16 protein-coding genes are annotated in these 18,509 nt (G+C 73.9%); 3 read left to right on the top strand and 13 right to left on the bottom strand.

All coding sequences use genetic code 11. From position 1 onward, the window contains the following. The first annotated feature begins 168 nt into the window (after positions 1-168). A complete protein-coding gene (locus tag ACA511_RS17605; RefSeq protein ID WP_375025413.1) occupies positions 169-1,737 on the top strand; it encodes an alpha/beta hydrolase in 1,569 nt (522 codons plus the stop codon). Here the strand turns inward: ACA511_RS17605 and ACA511_RS17600 are convergent. From ACA511_RS17600 to glnA, 5 genes are all read right to left on the bottom strand, one after another. Next, positions 1,734-2,126, bottom strand: a complete 393-nt coding sequence (locus ACA511_RS17600) for an OsmC family protein (protein WP_375025412.1) — start codon at positions 2,124-2,126, stop codon at positions 1,734-1,736. The genes ACA511_RS17605 and ACA511_RS17600 overlap by 4 nt on opposite strands. A 140-nt stretch (positions 2,127-2,266) precedes the next feature. Further along, the gene (locus ACA511_RS17595; RefSeq protein WP_375025411.1) at positions 2,267-4,402 is read right to left on the bottom strand and encodes a DEAD/DEAH box helicase; all 2,136 of its coding nucleotides are present in this window, start codon (positions 4,400-4,402) and stop codon (positions 2,267-2,269) included. Further along, positions 4,399-6,150 (bottom strand): SNF2-related protein, encoded by a 1,752-nt coding sequence (locus tag ACA511_RS17590; RefSeq protein WP_375025410.1) that lies wholly within the window; start codon positions 6,148-6,150, stop codon positions 4,399-4,401. Before ACA511_RS17590 ends, ACA511_RS17595 begins: the two co-directional genes overlap by 4 nt. 143 nt (positions 6,151-6,293) lie before the next feature. After that, a complete protein-coding gene (locus ACA511_RS17585; protein WP_375025614.1) occupies positions 6,294-6,593 on the bottom strand; it encodes a Fic family protein in 300 nt (99 codons plus the stop codon). After that, complete coding sequence (glnA, locus tag ACA511_RS17580; RefSeq protein WP_375025409.1) at positions 6,590-8,014, bottom strand: type I glutamate--ammonia ligase; 1,425 nt, start codon at positions 8,012-8,014, stop codon at positions 6,590-6,592. Before glnA ends, ACA511_RS17585 begins: the two co-directional genes overlap by 4 nt. A 152-nt stretch (positions 8,015-8,166) precedes the next feature. Here glnA and ACA511_RS17575 point away from each other — a divergent pair, with 152 nt between their 5' ends. After that, positions 8,167-8,652, top strand: a complete 486-nt coding sequence (locus ACA511_RS17575; protein ID WP_375025408.1) for an RDD family protein — start codon at positions 8,167-8,169, stop codon at positions 8,650-8,652. Positions 8,653-8,751: 99 nt separating this feature from the next. Here ACA511_RS17575 and ACA511_RS17570 read toward each other — a convergent pair whose 3' ends face one another. Then, positions 8,752-9,447 carry a DUF4191 domain-containing protein gene (locus tag ACA511_RS17570; protein WP_375025407.1) on the bottom strand — a complete coding sequence of 232 codons (696 nt, stop codon included), beginning with the start codon at positions 9,445-9,447 and terminating at the stop codon, positions 8,752-8,754. A 45-nt stretch (positions 9,448-9,492) separates the two neighbouring features. Beyond that, positions 9,493-10,419, bottom strand: coding sequence for a lipoyl synthase (lipA, locus tag ACA511_RS17565; RefSeq protein WP_375025406.1), 927 nt, complete (start codon positions 10,417-10,419; stop codon positions 9,493-9,495). 195 nt (positions 10,420-10,614) lie between these two features. On the opposite strand from lipA, the gene ACA511_RS17560 reads away from it, so the two are divergent. Further along, the gene (locus tag ACA511_RS17560) at positions 10,615-11,115 is read left to right on the top strand and encodes a DUF1877 family protein (protein ID WP_375025405.1); all 501 of its coding nucleotides are present in this window, start codon (positions 10,615-10,617) and stop codon (positions 11,113-11,115) included. A gap of 39 nt (positions 11,116-11,154) precedes the next feature. Here ACA511_RS17560 and lipB read toward each other — a convergent pair whose 3' ends face one another. From lipB to ACA511_RS17530, 6 genes are all read right to left on the bottom strand, one after another. Further along, positions 11,155-11,847: a lipoyl(octanoyl) transferase LipB gene (lipB, locus tag ACA511_RS17555; RefSeq protein ID WP_375025404.1), complete on the bottom strand. Its 693-nt coding sequence runs from the start codon at positions 11,845-11,847 to the stop codon at positions 11,155-11,157. 83 nt (positions 11,848-11,930) lie between these two features. Beyond that, entirely contained in the window at positions 11,931-12,668 is a 738-nt protein-coding gene (locus ACA511_RS17550) for a Type 1 glutamine amidotransferase-like domain-containing protein (protein ID WP_375025403.1), read from the bottom strand. An 85-nt stretch (positions 12,669-12,753) separates the two neighbouring features. Further along, positions 12,754-13,641, bottom strand: coding sequence for a TIGR01777 family oxidoreductase (locus ACA511_RS17545; protein WP_375025402.1), 888 nt, complete (start codon positions 13,639-13,641; stop codon positions 12,754-12,756). Positions 13,642-13,897: 256 nt separating this feature from the next. After that, the gene (sucB, locus tag ACA511_RS17540; protein ID WP_375025401.1) at positions 13,898-15,367 is read right to left on the bottom strand and encodes a 2-oxoglutarate dehydrogenase, E2 component, dihydrolipoamide succinyltransferase; all 1,470 of its coding nucleotides are present in this window, start codon (positions 15,365-15,367) and stop codon (positions 13,898-13,900) included. Between the two features lie 35 nt (positions 15,368-15,402). After that, complete coding sequence (lpdA, locus tag ACA511_RS17535; protein WP_375025400.1) at positions 15,403-16,797, bottom strand: dihydrolipoyl dehydrogenase; 1,395 nt, start codon at positions 16,795-16,797, stop codon at positions 15,403-15,405. A gap of 149 nt (positions 16,798-16,946) precedes the next feature. Further along, positions 16,947-18,476, bottom strand: coding sequence for a leucyl aminopeptidase (locus ACA511_RS17530; RefSeq protein ID WP_375025399.1), 1,530 nt, complete (start codon positions 18,474-18,476; stop codon positions 16,947-16,949). Positions 18,477-18,509: the final 33 nt, after the last annotated feature.

The raw sequence follows: 18,509 nt of genomic DNA, 5'->3' as shown, positions 1-18,509 counted from the left end.
TTCGGGGGAGGGGACTCGGGGATGCCGGGCCGATCCCGCCGCGCTCGCCCCTCGCGTGGAGCCTATGGAGTTGATCAGGAGTCAGCATAGAAGGCCCTGGGTAGGTCCCGGTCGCCCCCCGCGAGACGAACAGGGGGACGAATGGTCGGATACCGGGGCATACCCGGCATGGTGCTGGTTTCGGTCGCGGCGGTGGCCGTTTCCGGACTGATCTCCCTCTACGGAATGAGCGGACCCCGGCGCACGGCCGCCGGCGCGGCCCGCACGGCCGCCGCCGCGCCCCGCGGGGCGACCGGCACGCCCCCGGCCCTGCCCCCGTCCGCGCCCCCGCGGTGGAAGCGCTGCACCGGACTGCCGGCCCCGCCGCCGGGCGGCGCGCGACCCCCGGCCGGCGTCCGCTGCGCGACGCTCCGCGTGCCGCTCGACTACACCAGGCCGTCCGGCGCGGCGATCGGCCTCGCCCTCCTCAAGGTGCCGGCGACCGGCCGGCACCGCATCGGGTCGCTGCTGTTCAACTTCGGCGGGCCCGGCGGCGAGGGCGTCGCCGCCCTCGCCCGGACCGCCGGCGACTACGCCGCCCTCCGCACCCGCTACGACCTGGTCGGCTTCGACCCCCGCGGCGTCGGGCGCAGCTCCCCGGTGCGGTGCGTGAGCGACCGGAAACTGGACGGGCTCGCCGCCATGGACGACACCCCCGACACCGCCGCCGAGGAGACCGCCTTCATCGACGCCCGCGCCGCCTTCGTGCGCGGATGCGCGGCGCGCTCCGGCGCGGCGCTGCCCCACGTCGGCACGGTGAACGCCGCGCGCGACATGGAGATGATCCGCGTCGCGCTCGGCGAGGAGAAGCTGCGCTACTTCGGCGTCTCCTACGGCACCTGGCTCGGCGGCGGCTACGCCCACCAGTTCCCCGGCAGCGTGGGACGGGCCGTCCTTGACGGCGCGGTTGACACCCGGATCGGCGGCGCGGACCTCGCGCTCCAGCAGTCCGCCGCGTTCCAGCGCGCCCTCGGCGGCTTCGCCGCGGCCTGCGCCCGGCTGGGGCGCGAGGCGTGCCCCCTCGGCCCGGACGGCCCGTCCGTCGCCGCGTCCATCGGCCGGTTCCTCGGCGGCCTCGACCGGAGACCGCTCGCCACGTCGTCCGGCCGGAAGCTCACGCAGAGCCTCGGCACCAGCGGCGTCGCCGCCGCGCTGTACTCCCGGGACGCCTGGCCGTACCTCGCGCAGGGCCTGGAGGACGCGGTGGAGCGCCGCGACGGGTCGCTGCTGCTGATGCTCGCCGACGCGCGCAACGGCCGCGCCGAGGACGGGACGTACCGCAGCCTGCCCGCCGCCAACGCCGCCATCACCTGCGCGGACACCACCGACCGGTACACCCCGGCCGACGTCCGCCGGCTGCTGCCGAGGTTCCGCGCGGCCTCGCCGGTCTTCGGGGAGTCCACGGCGTGGGGCCTGCTCCAGTGCACCGGCTGGCCGGTGCCGGGCGACGACGCGGCCCGCGAGGTGTCCGCCCCGTCCGCCGCGCCGATCCTCGTCGTCGGCAGCACCGGCGACCCCGCCACCCCGTACGCGTGGGCGCCCGCGCTGACGCGGGCGCTCGGCGGCCGGGCCGTGCTCCTCACCCGCAAGGGGGACGGGCACGGCGCCTACGACTCGGGCGACCCCTGCGTCCGCAAGGCCGTGGACGCCTACCTCCTGCGCGGCACGCTGCCCGCGGCCGGAGCGGTCTGCGGCTAGACGATCTGCTCGACCTTCTTCGGCTCGCGCAGGGCCTCGCCGACCGTGCAGTACCGCTCGTGGACGCGCTTGGCCACGGCCTTCAGCACGTCCTCGGCCTTGCCGTCGCCCTCGGGGAGCTCCACGTCGTAGGTCAGCGTGATCGTGCCCAGCGTGCTCGTCGCGACCTTGTCCGCCCGGACGGTCGCGGCGAGCCGCGCCATCCGGTGCCCGCGCTGCGCGGTCAGCGGCTCGACGGTGACCAGTTCGCAGCCGCCGAGCGCCGCCAGCAGCAGCTCGACCGGCGTGAAGACGCCTTCGGCGTCGCCGTCGCCGACGGCGACCTCCGCGCCCCGCGCGTTGACGGCCCGGAAGCCGTCCTCGGTGCGCTCCACCCTGACCTCGGCCATGACATCCCCTTTGATCGTCCGGTCTCGCCGACGTGAACACGGCGCCTCCACGCGTTCTTCCCCGGCCGGTCCGGGACGTTTCGCGTGGAAGGGCGGCGTGTCCAGAGTCGTGCGGCGGCCCGCCGCCCCGCGGCCGGACGCTAGGTCCCGAGCCGTTCCTGCTCCTCCGCGACGATCTGCCGGGCGAGGGCCTGCTCGGAGACGTCCACCGCGTCCGGCGTCCGCTCCGCGAGATCGCTGCGCCGCGCGTACCGGTCGAACAGCATGGTCTTGACCTGGAGGATCTCCAGCATCCGCTCGTCCACGCCGCCGGGCGTCAGCAGCCGGTGCACCTGGACCGTCCGCACCTGCCCCATCCGGTGGGCGCGGGCGATCGCCTGCGTCTCCATGGTCGGCTTCACCTGCGGCTCGCAGAGGATCACCACGGACGCGGCCTGGAGGTTGAGCCCGACGCCGCCCGCCTGGATCTGCGCCAGCAGGACGGCATGCCCGGGTTCGGCGGTGAACGCGTCCACGATCTCCTGCCGCCGCGCGACCGGGGTGCCGCCCGCGATCGGCCCCCGCGCCTCGGGGCCCACCGCGTCCCGGACGGCGGCCAGCACGTCCCGGAAGTAGGAGAACACCACCACCTTCAGGTCGTTCTCCGCGGCCTCGTCCACCAGCTCCGCCAACCGGCCGAGCTTGGCCGACTTCTTCGGGACGGCGTACGCGGCCCGGCGCATCGCCATGAAGTTGCCGTCCGCCACCGCCCGCCGGTAGGCCGCCGCGTCGGCGCGGCTGAACTCCTCCAGCTCGTCCACGTGCACGACCTCGGGCAGCTCGACGAGCACGTCCCGCTGGTTGCGCCGCAGGTAGACCGGCGCGACCGCCGACCGGAACGCCCGCGCCCCGACCGCCGCGTCGCTCGGCCGGACCCGCTCGGCCACGTCGGGCCGCAGGTGCGCGACCAGGCTGCGGAACTCCTCGACCCGGTTCTCCATCGGGGTGCCGGTGAGGAACAGGACGTGCCCGGCCCGCCGGCACCACCGGGCGACGGCCTGCGCGCGGCGTGTCTCGTGGTTCTTGGCGTAATGGGCCTCGTCCACCACGAACATCCCGACCTCCAGATCGGGCGGGACGTCCAGGGCGTGGAGCGTGGACAGCGTCGTCACGGCGATGCCGCCGTCCCCGGCCCACTTCCGCAGCGCCGCCGCGCGCCCCGGGCCGTGCAGCGGATGCGCGGCCACCGTGCTGCGCGTCTCGATCTCCCGCACCCAGTTGATCAGCACGCTCGCCGGGCACGCCACCAGGAAATGCGTCGCGCCCCCGGCCCGCAGATGGGCGATCGCGGCGATCGCCTGGATCGTCTTGCCCAGCCCCATCTCGTCGCCCAGGATCACCCGCCGCTGGACGAGCGCGAACCGCGCCCCGAACGACTGGTACCCGCGCAGCGACACCCGCCGGAACGCGTCGTCGAGCGGCTGCGCCTTGACCCGCGCCGCCAGATCGCCCGGCAGGAACCCCTCGGCGGCCCCCCGCTCCGGGTCCAGCGCCGCCAGCTCGGCCAGCAGCGTCTGGTAGTCGGACGCGCGCAGTTCGAAGTCGATCCACGCCTCGTCGGGCGAGGCGCCGGGGCGCAGCAGGTCGACCGACGCCTGCGAGACCAGCAGCCTGGTGCCGCGCCGCTCCTCGGCCCGCAGGGCCTCCGCCAGCTCGCCGACCGCCGCCCGGGCCCGCTCCCGCTTCGCCGGCCGCGCGACGAGCCGCCGCCACCACGACCCGGCCGGCCGCGCGTCGTGCACCAGCGGCGCGAACCGCTCGTCCGCCTCCTCGGCGGCGACCCGGGCCTTCGGCAGCTCCGGCCCCGCGTTCACCAGCCGGTGCAGCGCGACGACGACGGGCGTCATCGCCTCGTCCCGCCGCTCCACGTCGATCCGCACGGTCGCCGACCGCTCCGCCGCCTCCGCCAGGCTGGCCGCCGCCGCGTGGAGCTGCCGCGCGGTCTGCGGCCCGATGCCCGGCAGCAGCTGGAGCCGGTACGGGGTCGCCTCCAGGACGTCCGCGACGCTCCCGAACCCGGCGTCCTCCAGCGGGCCGAGCCGCAGGCGGCCGTCCGTGACGTCCTTCAGCCGGGCGAGCGGGATCGACCCGAGCTGCTCGCGCGCCGCCTCCGACCGCAGCGGCGCCAGCGCCGCGTGCACCTCCGCGAGCGCCGCCCGGTGGTCGGCGATCAGGTCGCGCGCGGCGCCGAGCAGCGCGTACCCGCCCCGCAGGACGTCCTTGGCCTCGTCCGTCATCCCGTTCCCCCGCCGATCCGCTCGTCCGCGGCGCCGGGCGCCACCAGCCGGTGCACCCGGACGGCCCCCGGGCGCCCGGCTCCGTGCGCGCGTCCGATCGCGCGGGCCTCCAGGCGGGGGTCCTCCTGCGGCTCACAGATGATCACCACCGAGGCGGCGCCCAGGTCCGGCCCGTCCGCCCGGATGCCGGCCAGCAGGACGGCGTGCCCGGTCGCGGCGGTGAACGCGTCCACCGCGTCCCGCCCCCCGGCCGCCGCCTCGGTGGTCACCGGGCCGAGCGCGCCGGGGCCGAGCGCCTCCGCGACGGCGTACAGCACCTCCCGGAAGCAGGAGAGGACCGCCACCTTCGCGTCGTTCGCCGCGGCCTCCCCGACCAGCTCCCGCAACCGCCTGAGCTTCGCCGACCTCCCCGGGACCGCGTACCCGGCGCGGCGCAGCGCCGTGACGTCGCCCGCGGCCTCCCGGTACATCGCCCGGTCCGCGCGGCCGGGCGCCACCAGCTCGTCCACGCGCACGATGTCGGGCAGCTCCGCGAGCACGTCCCGCTGCTCGCGCCGCAGGTAGACGGGCGCGACCGCCGCCCGGAACGCCCGCGCGCCGGGCAGCCCCCCGACCGGACGGACCCGCTCCGCCGTCTCGGGAGGCAGGTGCGCGAGCAGGCTGCGGAACTCTTCCACCCGGCCCTCCAGCGGGATCCCGGTGAGGAGCATGACGTTCTCCGTCCCGTGGCACAGGCCGGTGACGGCCGCCGCGTGGCGCGTCCCCCGGTCCTTCGTGTGATCGGCCTCGTCCACCACGAACATCCCGAGGAGGCCGGGCGGGACGCGCAGGCGGGGCAGTGCGGACAGGGGCGCCACCGCGACGCCGCCGGAGGCGATCCATCGCCGCACCGCCGCGTCGCGGTCCGGGCCCCGCAGCGGATGAGCGGCGATCGAGCTGTGCGCCTCGATGTCGCGCACCCAGTTGAGCAGCACGGTCGCCGGGCACGCGACCAGGAAGTGCGTCGCCCCCTCCGCCCGCCGGTGCGCGATGGCGGCGATCGCCTGGACCGTCTTGCCGAGCCCCGGCGCGTCGCCCAGGATGACCCGGCCCTGCATGACCGCGAACCGCGCCCCGAACGACTGGTAGGTCCGCAGCGAGACCTTCAGGTGGGTTTCGTCGAGGTCCTCCAGCCAGGCCCATTGCGCCAGCTCCTCCGGCAGGAAGCCCTCCGCGGCCGTCCCCTCTGGCGTCACCCCCGCCACGTGCGCCAGCACGGCATGGTAGTGGGCCGGGCGCCGCTCGAAGTCGCACCGGGCCTCGTCCGCCGGCACCGGATCCGCCAGCAGGCCCGGGGACCTCAGCAGCGCGGCGCGACGATCGTCCAGGATCCACCTCAGCCGGCCGATCGCCTCCCGTCCCCGCATCCGCCGGCCTCTGCGCGGGAACGGCCGCCACCGCGCCGCCCGGCGCACGTCCTGAAGCAGCGCCTCGGGGATGGCGTCCACCCGTTCGGCGAACTCGTGGACGGACGTCACGTCCGGGTCCCCGTCGACCAGCCGGTGGAGGGCGGCCACCAGCGGCGCCGCCGCCTCGTCCCGCAGGCGGATCCCGACCCGCGGGTCGGGCGGCCCGTCCGCGGGCGGTTCCAGCCGCGCGGCCGCCGCCGCCACTTCGGCGCGCACCCGCCGGTACTCGTCCAGCAGTGCGCGCGCGGCATGCCGCAGCGCCTCGATGTCCCGCAGGACGCGCCTGACGCGATCCGTCATCTCGCCCCTCCGCGGACATAATGCCAGCGGCCCGGGACGAAATGAGGTCGTTCGGGCCGCCGGACCGGCGGTCGGTCAGGAGACCGCGGGCCGCTCGTCCTCGACGATCCGCGCGGGGCCGTCCGCCACGCTCCCCGGCACTCTCACCCGGCGTAGGGATCGGACAGGGTCATCGGCGTGTTCGCGATCTCCAGCGCATCTTCGGGGAAGCGGGAGCCGGCCGTGTAGTAGCGGGCCCGGGTGCGTCCGACCGGGGCGAGGACGCCTTCCCGTCCGATCATCAGCGTCTGCAAGGAGCGGGACATCCGGCCGTTGCCGTCCGCCCAGGGATGGATCGACACCAGGTGGAGGTGGGCCATCGCCGCTCGTACAAGGGGATGCGCGCCATGGTCGAAGCCGAGGGCCCGGCGGCTGCGCCGCCGGGCCCTCGGTTCAAGGCTCAGATGTCGTAGTAGAGCTCGAATTCGTGGGGGTGGGGGCGGAGGCGGATCGGGTCGATCTCGAACTCGTTCTTCATCGTGATCCAGGTCTCGATGAGGTCGGGGGTGAAGACGCCGCCCTCAAGGAGGTAGTCGTGGTCGGCTTCCAGGGCCGCGAGGACCTCGGGCAGGGAGCCGGGGACCTGCGGGATCGCGCGGGCCTCCTCGGGCGGGAGCTCGTAGAGGTCCTTGTCGACCGGCTCGGCGGGCTCGATCTTGTTGCGGATGCCGTCCAGGCCGGCCATGAGCATGGCGGAGAAGGCCAGGTAGGGGTTGCAGGACGGGTCCGGGACGCGGAACTCGACGCGCTTGGCCTTCGGGTTCGAGCCGGTGATCGGGATGCGGATGCAGGCCGACCGGTTGCGCTGGGAGTAGACCAGGTTGACCGGCGCCTCGTAGCCGGGCACGAGGCGGTGGTAGCTGTTCACGGTCGGGTTCGTGAACGCCAGCAGGGACGGGGCGTGCTTCAGCAGGCCGCCGATGTAGTAGCGGGCGTTGTCGGACAGGCCCGCGTAGCCGACCTCGTCGTAGAAGAGGGGCGAGCCGTCCTTCCACAGGGACTGGTGGCAGTGCATGCCCGAGCCGTTGTCGCCGAAGATCGGCTTCGGCATGAACGTGACGGTCTTGCCGGCGGCGCGCGCGACGTTCTTGACGATGTACTTGTAGAGCTGCAGCTGGTCGGCGGTCTTGAGGAGGGTGTCGAAGCGGAAGTCGATCTCGGCCTGGCCGGCGGTGCCGACCTCGTGGTGCTGCATCTCGACGTGGATGCCGACGTCCAGCAGCTGGGACACCATCTCCGAGCGGAGGTCGGTGTAGTGGTCCATCGGCGGGACGGGGAAGTAGCCGCCCTTGTAGGGGGGCTTGGCGCCGAGGTTGCCGCCGGGCTCTTCGCGGCCGGTGTTCCAGGCGCCCTCGACCGAGTCGAGGTAGTAGTAGCCGGCGTTCTGCTTCGTCTCGAAGCGGACGTCGTCGAAGATGTAGAACTCGGCCTCGGGGCCGAAGTAGCAGGTGTCGGCGATGCCGGTGCCGCGCAGGTAGTCCTGCGCCTTCTTCGCCACGTTGCGCGGGTCGCGGCTGTACGGCTCGCCCGTCAGCGGGTCGTGCACGAAGAAGTTCAGGTTCAGGGTCTTGTGCTGCCGGAACGGGTCGACGACGGCGGTGGACGGGTCCGGCAGCAGGAGCATGTCCGACTCGTGGATCTCCTGGAAGCCGCGGACGGACGAGCCGTCGAACATCAGCCCCTCGGTGAAGACGCTCTCGCCGAAGCTCTCCACCGGGAACGTGAAGTGCTGCATCTTGCCGGGCAGGTCCACGAAACGGCAGTCGACGAATCGCACACCTTCGTTCCTGATGTAGCTCAGGACCTCTTCGGCGCTGCTGAACATCCGGCCTCCTCAGGGCACATCTCGGCTTCTCGAAAAGCTACGGCGGCGCCGTTTCCCGGCCGTGTCTCATATGTTTCCGCTGTGTTACGCGTCACTCCGGCCCGGTGGGGAGGCGCGGCGGAAGCCGTCGGGGGACGGGATAGCGTAGGGCCATGAGCAGTGGTAAGGGGCGCGCGGCCGGGCCCCGCTGGACGCAGACGTGGCTGAGCGGGGCGGGGGCGGCGGGGGCCGATCTCGGCCGGCCCGGCGAGCGGCTCGGGCTCCCGGAGAGCGGCAGCGGCGCCGTCGCGTCCTACGGGCGGCGGCTCGTCGCGCTGTTCCTCGACTGGGCCCTGTCGATGCTGGTCGCGAGCCTGCTGGCGCGCGCTCTCGGCTGGGACCCGTCCGCACGCAGCATGTGGACGCTGCTCATCTTCGGGCTCCAGGCGTGGGTGCTGACCGGGTTCCTGGGCGTGACGATCGGCAAGCGGCTCTGCGGCATCCGCGTCATGCGGCTGGACGGGCCGGGCCCGGTCGGTCTCCTCCGCGGCCTGGCCAGGGCGGTGCTCATCCTCTTCGTCCTGCCCGCGCTGTTCTGGGACCGCGACTACCGCGGCCTGCACGACCGCGCCGCCAACACGATCGTCGTCAACATCTAGGCGTCGTCGACATCTAGGCGTCGTCAATCCAGGCGGTCGTCGGCATCGGGGCGGAGACGGGAAAGGCGCCCCGCGGGGCGCCTTTCGCGACGGCTTCCCTCAGCGCATCTTCGGCTTCGGGCCCTTCGGCATCTTCGCGCCCTTCGGAATCGGGCCCTTCGGCATCTGCATCGACCGGGGGAGCGCCTGGAGCCGGTCGTTCAGCTCCGACACCTGCCCCTTGTTGAGGTTGCGCGGCAGCTTCATCAGGTGGCGCTGCAGCTTGTCCACCGGGATCTGGCCCTCGTCGTCCCCGACCTGCACGTCGTAGATCGGCACCTGCTGGGCGGCGCGGGAGATGCGCTTCTTCTCGGCGCCGAGCAGCGGGCCGACCCGGTTGCGGGGGCCCTCCGACACCAGGACCACGCCGGGACGCCCCACCGCGCGGTGCACCATGTCGAGGTTGCGGTTGCCGCTGACCGCCTCGGTGACCGTCCAGTTGCCGCGCATGTTCTTCAGGATCGCGGCCGCCGCGCCCGGCTGCCCCGCGATCACCTTGTACTGCGCGCGCTGCGCCAGCTGGCCGAAGACGATCATGCCGACGGCGAGCGCCGCCAGGACGGCGAGGGGGACGAAGAACCACAGCTGGCCGGCGATCAGCCCGATGACGATGACGACGACCAGGGCGCCCAGCGCCGAGGCGAACACGATCGGCAGGGCCTTCGGGTCGGCCTGGCGGAGCACCTGGGCGACCATGCGGATCTGCTTGAGACGGCCCGGACGCTCCTGGGCACCGTCCGTGGGCTTTTTCGACATGAATCCAAGGATAGTCGGGTCGGCCGCCCGACCCGACAACCCCCGCTAGGCGCGCGCCTCGATCGCCTGCTTGTAGAGGCGGCCGGCGCGGTAGCTGGACCGGACGAGCGGCCCGGACATCACGCCCGCGAAGCCGATCTCCTCGGCCTCCGCCGACAGCTCCACGAACTCCTCCGGCTTGACCCACCGCTCGACCGGGTGGTGCCGGGGGCTCGGCCGCAGGTACTGGGTGATCGTGATCAGCTCGCAGCCCGCCGCGTGCAGGTCGCGCAGCGCCTGCGAGACCTCCTCGCGGGTCTCGCCCATGCCGAGGATCAGGTTCGACTTGGTGACGAGGCCGTCCTCGCGGGCCCGGGTGAGGACCTCCAGGGACCGCTCGTAGCGGAACCCGGGCCGGATCCGCTTGAAGATCCGCGGGACGGTCTCCACGTTGTGCGCCAGCACCTCGGGCCGGGACGAGAACACCTCGGCGAGCTGCTCCGGCACGTTGTTGAAGTCGGGGATGAGGAGCTCGACGCCGCAGCCGGGGATCGCCGCGTGGATCTGCCGGACGGTCTCGGCGTACAGCCAGGCCCCGCCGTCCGCCAGGTCGTCGCGGGCGACGCCCGTGACGGTCGCGTACTTCAGGCCCATCGTGGCGACGGACTCGGCGACGCGGCGCGGCTCGTCCCGGTCGAGCGCCTGCGGCTTGCCGGTGTCGATCTGGCAGAAGTCGCAGCGCCGGGTGCACTGGTCGCCGCCGATGAGGAAGGTGGCCTCGCGGTCCTCCCAGCATTCGTAGATGTTGGGGCAGCCCGCCTCCTGGCACACCGTGTGCAGACCCTCGGACTTCACCAGGCCGCTCAGCTCGCGGTACTGCGGGCCCATCTTCAGCCGCGTCTTGATCCAGTCGGGCTTGCGCTCGATCGGGGTCTGGCTGTTGCGCGCCTCGACGCGCAGGAGCTTGCGCCCCTCAGGTGTCACCGTCGTCACGCGTCCCAGACTACGTCGCGATCTACGGTGCCGGTACACCGGCCGACGGGGCCTCGATGCAGTATCGGAGCGATCTCGAACGCGTGACAGTACCCCGATCACGCAGCCGATTCGCGTGTTTCGGACGTGCTCGACAGCGGATCTCTCTAAGGTGACTCCCTGTCGTCACGCAAAAGCGTAAGCAGGAGGACCGCAGTGGGTCTGGCAATGTCGTACCTCAGGGTGCCGCCGGTGCTGGAGGGCGAGCCGGATCCCGGCCGCGTCGCCCGCCACATCTTCGGCACCGCCGACTGGCGCCGCCGCGGCGCGCCGGGACTGTTCGAGCTCGGCTGGGCGTGGCAGGCGATGCACTACCTCGTCACCGGCGACCCGTGGGAAGGGCGGCAGCCCGAGTCCGACGTCGTGTGCGGCGGCCGGCTCCTCACCGAGGACGGCGCCGACGAGCTGGGCATGGACGTCATCTACCTCGCGCCGGACCGGGTCAAGCCCACCGCCGACCACCTCGCCGGGACGCCGTTCGGCCGGGTCGCCGGGCGGTACGACCCGGCGGCGATGGACAGGGCCGGCGTCCAGGACGCGGGCAGGCTCGACGGCGCCGCCCGCGACCGGGTCTTCAAGCCCGCCTACGAGGGGCTGACCGAGTTCTTCAAGGCCGCCGCCGCCGAGGGCCAGGCCGTCTACAAGGTGATGGCCTGACGGCCGCCTGCACCGTGCCGGCCGGCCGGGCCCGGCGTGCTAGACGCCCAGCTGCGCCGCGGTGCGGTGGAACGTCTCCGCCGCGCCCAGCACCGCGGCGAGGTGCCGCTCGACCAGCGGGACGACCTCGGCGACCGTGACGTCGCGGCCCAGTTCGCGGCTGAGGCTGGTCGACCCGACGTCCCGGATGCCGCACGGGACGATCTTGTCGAACCAGCCCATGTCGTTGTCGCAGTTGAGCATGAAGCCGTGCATCGCCACGCCGCGCGCCACCCGGATCCCGATGGAGCCGATCTTGCGGTCCGGGACGCCGGGCACCCACAGGCCGCTGCGCCCCTCCACGGTGGCGGTCTTCAGGCCCAGCTCGGCGCAGACGTCCATCATCATCCGCTCCAGCAGCCGCACGTAGCCGACGACGTCGACGGGGTCGGGCAGCCGGACGATCGGGTAGCCGGTGAGCTGCCCCGGACCGTGCCAGGTGATCTTGCCGCCGCGGTCGACGTCGACGACCGGGGCGCCCGGGTCGCCGAACGGCCGGTCGAGCGCCTCCGTCCGCCTGCCCGCCGTGTAGACCGGCCGGTGCTCCAGCAGCAGGACGGTGTCGGGGATCGCGTCGTCCACCCGCAGCGCGTGGGTGCGTTTCTGCAGCTCCCACCCCGCCTCGTAGGGGACGGCCGCCGTGCCGAACCCCGCGTGCACCACCACCAGCTCGCGTACGTCCACATCGCTCACCCGGCCAGCTTATGCCGCGGGCGGGCGGAACGCGCCCGCGGCATAAGCAGGCCGGGCCCGCCCGGCGGGCCCGGCGGCGCGGGTCACAGGGCGGCGAGCAGGCGCGGCTCCAGCCGGGACTCCTTCGCCGTGCCCGGCCCGTCCGGCTCGATGCGGTAGGCGCCCGCGTCCTGCCGGTAGGAGACGGCCTGGACGAACTCGGCGCCGACGTAGTGCAGCGCGACCGACTCGTCGGCCGCGTACCCGCCCGGCAGCGTCCCCTCGCCGACGAGCTGCTGCAGCAGCGGGCGCCGCTGCGGCTCGCTGTCGTAGTGGACGCCGCACGAGTACGGCAGCAGGCCGAGGCCGTCGGTCATCGGCGTGAGCTGCGGCCCGAACGAGTCGGTGTTGCCGCCGACGTGCCAGCACAGCGCGCCCGCGCTCTGCCCGGACAGCACGACGCCCTCCTGCCACGCCTCCCGCATGATCTCGTCGAGCCCGTGCAGCCGCCACAGCGCCAGCAGGTTCGCGACGCTGCCGCCCGACACGTAGACGAGGTCCTGGGTGAGCAGGTGCGCCCGGACGTCCGCGACGTTCGGCATCGGGAAGAGCGCCAGGTGGCTGACCTCCGCGTCCATCGAGGAGAACGCGGTGTAGAAGCGGGAGACGTACTCGGCGCCGTCGCCGACCGCCGTCGTCAGGAAGCAGACCCGCGGCCGGTCCTGCCCGGTCAGGTCGAACGCGTAGCGCAGCAGCGGGCTCGGGCCGACCCCGCCCCGGCCGTCCGGCACGAAGGTGCCCCCGCCTATCGCGAGGATGTGCGGCTGTCCATCGGTGCTCATTCATCCTCCTCGTGAGCCAAGCTGTCCCAATGTCACCGTATGGCTACCGAATGGGGTCGGCCGGGACTTTGACGAATCTTGGGACTCACAGGACGGCGGAGAGGGCGTCCTCGACCCGCCCGTGCGCGAACCGGAACCCCGCGTCCCCGAGCCGGCGCGGCAGGACCCGCTGGCTGACCAGCGGGCCCTCGTCGGCGAACCCGCGCAGCGCCGCCCGCAGCGCGAACCGCGGCACCGCGAGCCGCGCCGGACGGCGCAGGGCGCGGCCGAGCGCCCGCGTGTACGCCTCGTTCGTCACCGGGTTCGGCGCGGTCAGGTTGACCGGCCCGTCGAGCTCGTGGCCGATGAGGAAGCGCAGCGCGGCGACCTGGTCGGCGAGGGAGATCCAGCTCGTCCACTGCCGGCCGTCGCCCAGCGGGCCGCCCAGGCCGAGCCGGAACAGCGGCAGCGTGCGCCCGAGCATGCCGCCCTCGCGCGCCAGGACGATGCCGGCGCGCGGATGGACGACCCGGACGCCCGCCTCCCGCGCCGGGTCGGCCGCGGCCTCCCAGTCGCGCACGAGCGCCGCGAGGAAGCCCCGCCCGGCCGGGGACGCCTCGTCCACCTCCCGGCCGCCGGTGTCGCCGTAGTAGCCGATCGCCGACCCGCAGACGAGGACGCGGGGGCGCGGGTGCGCCGCCGCGATCGCCTCGGAGAGGGTCCGGGTGCCGACGACCCGGCTGTCCCTGATCTTGCGCTGGTACGCCTTCGTCCACGGCCGGTCGCCGATCCCCGCGCCCGCCAGGTGGACGACGGCGTCCGCGCCCTCCAGGGAGTCCTTGTCGACGCATCCGTCGGATGGCGACCAGCGCGCCTCGTCCTCGCGTGCCGGCTCCCGCCTGACCAGCCGGACGACGTCGTGGCCGTCCGCGCGCAGCGACTGCACCAGCGCCGAGCCGATGAGGCCCGACGAGCCCGTGACGGTGACCCTCATGCCCCCACCCTAGGCGGACGGCTCCACCGAACGCTGAGATTCTCAGCGCGGTCCCGGGTTTCCCCGGACGCGCGGGACCCCGCCGGCCTTGCGGCACGGCGGGGTCCCGGCGGCGGACGAGCCTCAGAGGCAGTGTTTCCCGAGGGGGGCGACCCCCCCGCTCAGAGGCAGTGTTCCCCGAGGGGGGACGACCCCCCGCTCCCCCCGGTCAGAGCCAGTGTTCCCCGAGGGGGGACGACCCCCCCGCTCCCCCCGCTCAGAGCCCGAGGTCGGCCTCGAAGTTGCCCTCCTCCAGGCGGTGCTTGATCGTGGCGAGGAAGCGGGCGGCGTCCGCGCCGTCGATCAGCCGGTGGTCGTAGGTCAGCGCCAGGTAGACCATCGACCGGACCGCGATGACCTCGCCCAGCTGCGGGTCGTCGATGACGGCGGGGCGCTTCACCACGGCGCCGGTGCCGAGCATGCCGACCTGCGGCTGGTTGAGGATCGGGGTGTCGAACAGCGCGCCGCGGCTGCCGGTGTTGGTCAGCGTGAACGTGCCGCCGGCCAGCTCGTCCGGGCTGACGTTGCCGCCGCGGGTGCGCTCGGCGAGGTCGGCGATCCGCTGCGCGAGGCCGCCGAGGTTCAGCTGGCCCGCGTTGTGCACGACCGGGACCATCAGGCCGCGCTCCTGCACGTCCACCGCGATGCCGAGGTTCTCGACGTCGTGGTAGGTGACCTCGTTGGTCTCGCTGTTGATGACCGCGTTCAGCTTCGGGTGCGCCTTGAGCGCCTCGACCGCCGCCTGCGCGAAGAACGGCAGGAACGTCAGCTTGACGCCCTCGCGGGACTGGAAGTCGGCCCTCGCCTGCTCGCGCAGCCGCGCGATCCTGGTGATGTCGACCTCGACCACGGTGGTGAGCTGCGCCGACACCTGCAGCGACTCGACCATGCGGCGCGCGATCGTCTGCCGCATCCGGGACATCTTCTCGGTGCGGCCGCGCAGCGCGAGCTGCTCGGCCGGGGCGCCCGCGGGCGCCGGGGCGGCGTGCCGGCCGGCCGGGGCCTGCGGCGCGGCGGGCGCCGGGGCCTGGGCCTGCTGGGCCTGCTGCTGGGCGGCCTGCTGCGCCGCGCGGGCGGCCTCCAGGACGTCCTGCTTGCGGATGCGGCCGCCGACGCCGGTGCCCTTCACCGTGCCGAGGTCGACGTCGTGCTCGGCGGCGAGCTTGCGCACCAGCGGCGTGACGTACGGGCCGTCGCCGGACGGGGCCTCGGGCTGCGCCTGCCCGGCGGGGGCCGGTGCGGGCGCCTGCGGGGCCGGCTGCTGCGGGGCGGGGGCGGGGGTCGGCGGCGCGGGGGGCTGCTGCTGCGCGGGCGGCGGCCACGCGGCGGGCGGCGGCGCCTGCTGCGGGGCCTCCTGCTGGGGGGCCGCCGGCTGCGGCGGGGCCTGCTCGGCCTGCGGCGCGGGCGCGTCCTGCGCGGCCGGGGCGCCGCCGCCGGACGGCCCTTCGCCCTCGTCGCCGATGACGGCCAGTTCGGCGCCGACCTCGACGGTCTCGTCCTCGGCGACGGTGATGCTGGTCAGGATGCCCGAGGCGGGCGAGGGGATCTCGGTGTCCACCTTGTCGGTGGAGACTTCGAGGAGCGGCTCGTCGGTCTCGACGCGCTCGCCCTCCTTCTTGAGCCAGCGGGTGACGGTGCCCTCGGTGACGCTCTCGCCGAGCTGGGGCATGGTGACGGAGACCGGCATGTCTCAGCGACTCCTTCGTATTACTTGTGCGGCGTTCAGCCGTGCACGTGCAGTGGTTTGCCGGCGAGGGCGAGAAGTGCCTCGCCGACCGCCTCGGACTGGGTCGGGTGGGGATGGATCAGCTGGGCGACCTCGCCGGGCAGGGCCTCCCAGTTGTAGATGAGCTGGCCCTCCGCGATGAGCTCGCCGACGCGCGCGCCGACCATGTGGAGGCCGAGGACGGGGCCGTCCACGGAGGCGATCACCTTGACCTCGCCCTGCGTCCCCAGGATCTTGCTCTTGGGGTTGCCCGCCAGGTCGTAGGTGAACTCCTTGATCTGGTGCCCGCGCTCGCGGGCCGTCGCGGACGTGATGCCGACCGAGGCCACCTCCGGGTCGGAGTAGGTGATCCGGGGCACGCCGTCGTAGTCGATCGGCGGCGGGGCGAGCCCGCTCAGCCGCTCGGCGACGAGGATGCCCTCGGCGAAGCCGACATGCGCCAGCTGCGGCGTCTGGATCAGGTCGCCGACCGCCGAGATCGTGGGGACGCTCGTCCGGCAGTACTCGTCGACCTTGACGAACCCGCGCTCGGTCTCGACGCCGGCCTCGGCCAGGCCGATGCCGTCGGAGACGGGGCCGCGGCCCACCGCGACGAGCAGCAGCTCGGCGTCGACGGTCTTGCCGCCTTCGAGCGTGACGGAGATGCCGCCCTGCGTCGTCTTGGCGCTCTCGAACCGGGTGCCGACCTCGAACTTGACGCCGCGCTTGCGGAACGCGCGCTCCAGCCGCTTGGAGCTGGACTCCTCCTCCAGCGGCAGCAGGTGCGGCAGCGCCTCCACGATCGTGACGTCGGCGCCGAACGAGCGCCACACGCTGGCGAACTCGACGCCGATGACGCCGCCGCCGAGGATGACGACCGAGCCCGGGACGTGCTCCAGCCGCAGCGCGTGGTCGCTGGAGATGACGCGCTCGCCGTCGATCTCCAGGCCGGGCAGCGTCTTCGGCTCCGACCCGGTGCCGAGGACGATGTGCCCGCCCTCGATCACGGTGGTCCGCCCGTCGGGCGCGGTGACCTCGACCGAGGTCGGGCCCGCCAGCCGCCCGGCGCCGTGCACGACCTCGATGCCCCGGGACTTGATCAGCCCGGTGAGGCCCTTGACGGTCGTGGAGACGACCTTGTCCTTGTAGGCGTTCACGCCGGCGACGTCGATGCCCTCGAACGTGGTCTTGACGCCGAACTTCGCCGCGTCGCGCGCGTGGTCCGCCACCTCGGCCGCGTGCAGCAGCGCCTTGGTGGGGATGCACCCGCGGTTGAGGCACGTCCCGCCGAGGGACTCGTCCCGCTCGATGAGCGCGACCGACCTGCCGAGCTCGGCGGCGCGCAGCGCGCACGCGTAACCGCCGCTGCCGGCACCTAGGACGACGATGTCGAAGGGGCCGTTGTTGGCCACTGGACGCTCCCTTTCCCCTGTCGCGGCGCCGCGTGGATCGCGGCGCCCCCTAGCCGGTAGTCAGGGCGGGGCGGCGCGTACCGGTAGCGGGCCCCCGCCGCCATGAGAAACCTATTCTGCTCTCCGCCAGGTCACAGCGGGCGGGACCGCTACAGAATTCCCGCGGCGACGTCCTCGGCGATCTGGACCAGCGTGCGGGCCGCGGCGCCGGTGCCGCCCTTCGGCGTGTACCCGTAGGGCTCGCCCTTGTTGAAGGACGGGCCCGCGATGTCGAGGTGCGCCCACTTGACGCCGTCCGGCACGAACTCCTTCAGGAACGTCCCGGCGACCAGCATGCCGCCCCAGCGCTCGCCGCTGATGTTGGCGATGTCGGCGACCGCCGAGTCGAGGCCCTTGCGCAGCTCGGCCGGCAGGGGCATGCCCCAGGACGGTTCGCCCGCGCGGTCGGCCGCCGCCACCACCTTCTCACGGACGCCGTCGTCGTTGGCCATGACTCCGGTGGTCCGGGTGCCGAGCGCGACGAGCTGCGCGCCGGTCAGCGTGGCGACGTCCACGATGAGGTCGGGGGAGTCCTCGCCGGAGCGGACGAGGGCGTCGGCCATGACGAGGCGGCCCTCGGCGTCGGTGTTGAGGACCTCGACGGTCTTGCCGCCGTAGATGCGCAGCACGTCGGACGGGCGCTGCGCTGTGCCGCTCGGCATGTTCTCGGCGATGGCGAGGTAGCCGACGACGTTGACCTTCGGGCCGAGCTTCGCGATGGCGGCGAGCGCGCCGAGCACCGCGGCGGCGCCGCCCATGTCGGACTTCATCCAGTCCATCGCGTCGGTCGGCTTGAGGGAAAGGCCGCCGGAGTCGAACGTGATGCCCTTGCCGACCAGCGCGAGCGTCCGGGACGCCTCGGCGTGGGTGTAGGCGAGCCGGACGAGCCGCGGCGGGTTGACCGAGCCCTGCCCGACGCCCGCGATGCCGCCGTAGCCGCCGTCCACGAGGGCCTTCTCGTCCAGCACCTCGATCGCGAGGCCGGACTCGGCGGCGACCCGCGCGGCCTCGTCGGCGAGGTCCTCGGGCGACAGGTGCGAGGGCGGGGTGTTGACCAGGTCGCGGACGAGCTTCACCGACGCGGCGAGGATCCGGGCGCGCTCGACGGCGGCCTCCTCGGCGGCGGGCGCGATCAGCCGGATCTCCTCGACGGGCCCCTTGCGGCCGTCGCCGGTGCGGTAGGCGTCGAAGGAGTAGGCGCCGAGCAGCGCGCCCAGCGCGACGTCCCCGGCGCTCCCGGCCGGCGCGGGCAGCGCCACGGCGACCCGGGCGGTGCCGGCGAGCGCGCGGACGGCGGCGCCCGCGGCGCGGCGCAGGTCCTCGGCGGAGGGGTCCTCGCCGAGCCCGGCGGCGACGATGACCTTGGCGGTGACGGCGCCGAGCGACGGCAGCCTGGTGATCTCCCCGGCCTTGCCGGTGGCGCCGAGCGCGGTCAGCGCCTCCGCGAGCCGGCCGTCCATCGCGCGGTCGAGGGCGTCCGCGCCGGCGGCGGGCGCGGCGCCCGCACCCGCTGGGGAGACGCCGATCACGATCGCGTCGGCGTCGAGGCCGGCCAGGTCTGCGCTGTCAAGGCTGATGCTCGTCACGTAGCACGATGTTAGTCGTCCCGGTGAGCGCTTTCGTCCTTTTGGATCAAGCATTGCCCGTCCCGGGAGCGGCCCGGCGCGGGCGCG

Origin of the sequence: Actinomadura sp. GTD37, assembly GCF_041951365.1 — a bacterium.
Taxonomy (GTDB): Bacteria; Actinomycetota; Actinomycetes; order Streptosporangiales; family Streptosporangiaceae; genus Spirillospora.
Note: the sequence above shows the minus strand (reverse complement) of the source record. Positions and strands in the feature narration are given on the sequence as shown.